Genomic DNA, 4,487 nt, shown 5'->3' on the forward strand with positions numbered 1-4,487 from the left:
ACTATGCGGGCCTTTTCCTTGCTGGCCGACGCATCAGCGTCCGCGGTCGAAACTCACTTCTTCTGCGCAGCAGCCAGACCGTTGACGATCTCCGCTTTCGCATCCTCGACCGTTCCCCAACCCAGCACCTTCACCCATTTGCCGGGCTCGAGATCCTTGTAGTGCTCGAAAAAGTGCACCGTCTGCTTCATCAGCAGCTCGGGCAGATCGTCGGTAGTCTGGACCTTGTCGTACAGCGGGGTCAGCTTGGACACCGGCACCGCGACGACCTTCGCGTCCACGCCGCCGTCGTCTTCCATCTTGAGTACCCCGACCGGACGGCAACGAATCACCACCCCCGGCTGCAGCGGAAAGGGCGTCACGACCAACACGTCGACCGGGTCGCCGTCACCGGCGACGGTGTGCGGGACATAGCCGTAGTTCAGCGGATAGCGCATCGAGGTGCCCATGAAGCGATCGACGAACACTGCACCGCTGTCCTTGTCCACCTCGAACTTGATCGGATCGCCCTGCGCGGAGATCTCGATGATGACGTTGATGTCATTCGGCACGTCCCTGCCGGCACTCACGACGTCGAAGCCCATAATTCCCTCCCATGGAAAAAGTGCTGCGATTATAAGGGTAATTCCGCATTTCATTGGCTGCCGCCTGCGCCTGCGTGCGCCCGGGCCGCGCCAGCTGGGATACAATCAGGCCTTGCCCTGCAGGTGTCGTGGCCACATGCCGCGAAGAATCGGGAAACAGGTGAAAGTCCTGTGCTGCCCCCGCAACGGTGAGCGCGCTGCGCGAGTCCGGAGACCGGCCTGGAGGATCGATGTGACTGTGTCGCGGGCGGGCGCCACAGCGCGTGCCCCGTGCCCGTGCCCCGCTCGCGCGAACGGAATGCGATGGGCCGCTCGCTGTCTTCCCTTCCAGAACGAACACTGCCGCGGCCCGGTTCCCGTGCCGCGCGCCGGTATGCGCCGGTGCAGTGGGGCCTTTTCCTCGCGGTGGCCGGCGCCCATGCGGCAGGGATCGGACTGCTCGCCGGAGGCGGGAACCCGCAGCCCGCCCGCCCCGCCGAGCGCCCGATCGTCGCGCGCCTGATCGTGCCATCGGCGACGAATGCCGCGCGGGGGATCGAGCCGACGGCGGCCGCGGCCCCGCCCGCCTCCTCAGCCTCGCCTGTCGCCAAGCCCTCGCCGGCCGCTGCACGCGCCGCGCCTGCGCCGCGCATCAGGACCGCCCCGCGCCCCGCGCGCGCAACGCTGCCCGCACCTGAGAAGCGGCCCGCCAAGCCTCCGTCCGCGCCGGCGCCGTCGTCTACAGCGGCCGCCAAATCCGCCCGCACGATGCCACCGGCAGGCGCGCCCGCCTCACAGGCAGCGCGCGCGCCGAGCGTCCCGCCGGTCGCCGCGCCCGCGAAAACGGACTCGCCGATCACATCGACGTTGCCGCTCGCCCGCTCGGCCCCCGCTGCCGCCAGCGCCGCCGGGCCCGCCGCCGAAGCGGGACACGGCGCAAACGACGGCAAGGCCGGCGGCAGCACGCCCGCGCGCTACGACGCCGACTACCTGCACAATCCCGCTCCCGCCTATCCGGCCGCCTCCCGCCGTCTCAACGAACAGGGCACCGTGCTGCTGCGCGTGCGGGTCGGTCGCGACGGTCGCGCGCGCGAGATCGAAATGCTCGAGGGCAGCGGCTCGCCCCGCCTCGACCGCGCCGCAAGCGAGGCGGTCCGGCGCTGGCGATTCGTACCTGCAAGCGAGGACGGGGCCGCGGTCGATAGCTGGCTGCGGGTACCGATCGCGTTCCGCCTCGAACGCTAGCGCGGGACGTTCAGGCTGGCGCGTCGAAGCCAGCGTCCTCCACCGCGGCACGCAAGGCCGCAACCGTCACCTCGGCCGGATCGAAGCGGACCCTCGCCTCCGAGGCTTCCAGCGACACCTCCGCCTCCGTCACTCCGGGCAGCGCCTGCAGCGCACCCGTGACGCTGCGCACACAGCCGCCGCAGCTCATGCCTTCCACCCTGATCCTGACTTCTTCCATGCTCGCGCTCCTTTTCAATCGACGAACCTCGAACACACGCCGGCCATCGCCGCCGCGCCGCTTCCGCCACTCAGCGCCGGGGCTTCCAGCGCTTGAGCAGCAGTGAATTGCTGACCACTGAGACCGAGCTCATCGCCATCGCCGCACCCGCGATCACCGGGTTCAGCATCCCGGCAGCCGCGAGCGGGATGCCGAGCACGTTGTAGATGAAGGCGAAGAACAGGTTCTGGCGAATCTTCGACAGCGTCGCGCGCGACAGTTCGATCGCGTCGACCACGCCGAGCAGGCTGTTGCGCACCAGAGTGATGTCAGCCGCCTCGACCGCGACATCGGCACCGACCCCGATCGCGAAGGAGACGTCGGCCGCCGCAAGCGCCGGCGCATCATTGATGCCGTCGCCCGCCATGCCGACACGCGCGCCGCCCGCACCGAGCTCGCGCACCGCGGCAGCCTTGTCGCCCGGCAGCACACCCGCGCGCCACTCCGACACACCGGTCTGGGCGGCGATCGCCGCGGCCGTCGCCGGATGGTCGCCGGTCAGCATGACGACGCGGATTCCGCGCGCTCGCAGGCGGCGCACCGCCTCGGCCGAATCCGCACGCACGCGGTCGGCGACCGCGATCAGGCCGGCAAAGCGGCGATCCACCGCGACCGCCACGAGGGTCTTGCCGGCTGACGCGAGCGTGGCCACGGCTTCATCATCGATCGCGATGCTGCGTTCGGCGAGGAAGGCGGGCGAACCGAGAAGCACCTCGCGCGCCGCCTCGCCTTCGCCGACGCGTCCCTCCAGCCCCTTGCCGCCAACGGCGCGCGCCGTGCCCGCCGCGGGAACGAACCCGCTGCCGTCCCGCGCAGCAGCCACCACCGCCTGGGCGATCGGATGGGCGCTGCCCTGCTCGAGCGCCGCCGCCAGCGCAAGCAGTTCGGTGCGCTCCCAGCCTTCGGCCGCCACCACGTCGGTGACCGCCGGCCGCCCCTCGGTGAGCGTTCCGGTCTTGTCCAGCGCAAGTACCTCGAGCCGCTCGGCGAGCTCCAGCGCTTCCGCGTTCTTCACCAGCATGCCGGCACGCGCCCCCTGGCCGGTGCCGACCATGATCGCGGTCGGCGTCGCCAGCCCGAGCGCGCACGGGCAGGCGATCACCAGCACCGCGACCGCGTTGATCAGCGCCTGCTGGAAATTGCCCGACCAGAGCCACCAGCCTGCCAGCGTCAGCGCCGCGATCGCCACCACCACCGGCACGAACACCGCGGCGATGCGGTCGGCCAGCCGCTGCACCGGCGCCTTCGAGCCCTGTGCCTGCTCGACCAGGCGGATGATGCCGGCGAGCAGCGTGCTCGCGCCCACGCCGGTCGCACGGCAGCGCAGCAAGCCCTCGCCGTTGATCGTGGCCGCATAGACCGCGTCGCCTGCGCGCTTGTCCACCGGCAGGCTCTCACCGGTGAGCATCGCCTCGTCGAGCGCGGACTCGCCACGCTCGACGAGGCCATCAACCGGCACCGCATCCCCGGGACGCAGCACGAAGGCGTCGCCCGGGTGCAACTGCTCGACCGGCACTTCCACCAGTTCGCCACCGCGCTCTACGCGCGCCATCCGCGGCTGCAGCCGCAACAGCGCATCGAGGGCGGCGGTGGTGCGGGCCTTCGCCCTCGCCTCGAGCAGCTTGCCGAGCAGGATCAGGGTGATGATCATCGCCGAGGCCTCGAAGTACACGTGCAGGTCGTGACGACCCGCGAGCGTCACCACGAGGCTGTAGCCGTAAGCCATCGAGGTGCCGAGGGCTACCAGCACGTCCATGTTGGCGCCGCCCCCGCGCAGCGAGGCCCAGGCGCCGCGATAGAAACGCGCCCCCAGCCAGAACTGCACCGGCGTCGCCAACAGCAGCTGGAGCCAGCGCGGCACGAGGTCATGATGGCCCTCGGCCGCCCATCCCCCGCCGAACATCGCCGGCATCTGTGCCGCCAGCGGCAGCGTGAGCAGCGCTGCAATCCAGAAATGACGCAGTTCCCGCCGCCACTCCTGCGCATGCCTGGCGCGCGCCTCCTCGCGGGCGCGCGCAGAGGCTTCGATGGCGCGGAAGCCCGCACGCTCGACTGCCGCGGCGGCGGCATCAACGCTCAGCGCCCCGGGTGCGAAACGCAGGGTGGCGCGCTCGGTGGCAAGGTTGACGCTGGCCTCGACGCCCGGCAAGCGGTTGAGCACCTTCTCGAGCCGGGTCGAGCAGGCGGCGCAGGTCATTCCCTCGATCGCGAGTTCCAGCGTGTCGAGCTCATCCTGCCGCCGGCCTTCCGAATCCTTTTTCTGCATGGTCGCCCCCTTGCGGGATTCCTGAGTGAAGCGCAGTGTAAACCCCGTACTCAAGTACGGAGTCAACCCATGGACAAAGAAAAGACGGGCGAATTCACGATCGGCGCGCTGGCGCGCCGAGCGGGGGTCGGCGTGGAAACGGTACGTTACTACC

The 4,487-nt window shown here is 70.3% G+C and carries 4 protein-coding genes and 1 riboswitch; of the genes, 1 reads left to right on the forward strand and 3 read right to left on the reverse strand.

What is annotated here, in order from left to right; genetic code table 11:
- Positions 1-53: 53 nt before the first annotated feature.
- Positions 54-584 carry an inorganic diphosphatase gene (gene ppa / locus BB334_RS07385; RefSeq protein WP_068806553.1) on the reverse strand — a complete coding sequence of 177 codons (531 nt, stop codon included), beginning with the start codon at positions 582-584 and terminating at the stop codon, positions 54-56.
- Positions 585-688: 104 nt separating this feature from the next.
- Positions 689-821, forward strand: a riboswitch (cobalamin riboswitch).
- A gap of 66 nt (positions 822-887) precedes the next feature.
- On the opposite strand from ppa, the gene BB334_RS18615 reads away from it, so the two are divergent.
- Entirely contained in the window at positions 888-1,808 is a 921-nt protein-coding gene (locus BB334_RS18615) for an energy transducer TonB (protein WP_232756683.1), read from the forward strand.
- A gap of 10 nt (positions 1,809-1,818) precedes the next feature.
- Here BB334_RS18615 and BB334_RS07395 read toward each other — a convergent pair whose 3' ends face one another.
- Positions 1,819-2,028 (reverse strand): heavy-metal-associated domain-containing protein, encoded by a 210-nt coding sequence (locus BB334_RS07395; RefSeq protein WP_068806559.1) that lies wholly within the window; start codon positions 2,026-2,028, stop codon positions 1,819-1,821.
- 70 nt (positions 2,029-2,098) lie between these two features.
- Complete coding sequence (locus BB334_RS07400) at positions 2,099-4,333, reverse strand: heavy metal translocating P-type ATPase (RefSeq protein ID WP_068806562.1); 2,235 nt, start codon at positions 4,331-4,333, stop codon at positions 2,099-2,101.
- Positions 4,334-4,487: the final 154 nt, after the last annotated feature.

It is taken from the genome of Thauera phenolivorans, from assembly GCF_001696715.1.
GTDB classification, from domain to species: Bacteria; Pseudomonadota; Gammaproteobacteria; order Burkholderiales; family Rhodocyclaceae; genus Thauera; species Thauera phenolivorans.

Bases quoted from the DNA above. Each gene is read 5' to 3' on its own strand.
- ppa (WP_068806553.1), bottom strand. From the start codon at position 584: ATGGGCTTCGACGTCGTGAGTGCCGGCAGGGACGTGCCGAATGACATC.
- BB334_RS18615 (WP_232756683.1), top strand. From the start codon at position 888: ATGGGCCGCTCGCTGTCTTCCCTTCCAGAACGAACACTGCCGCGGCCC.
- BB334_RS07395 (WP_068806559.1), bottom strand. From the start codon at position 2,028: ATGGAAGAAGTCAGGATCAGGGTGGAAGGCATGAGCTGCGGCGGCTGT.
- BB334_RS07400 (WP_068806562.1), bottom strand. From the start codon at position 4,333: ATGCAGAAAAAGGATTCGGAAGGCCGGCGGCAGGATGAGCTCGACACG.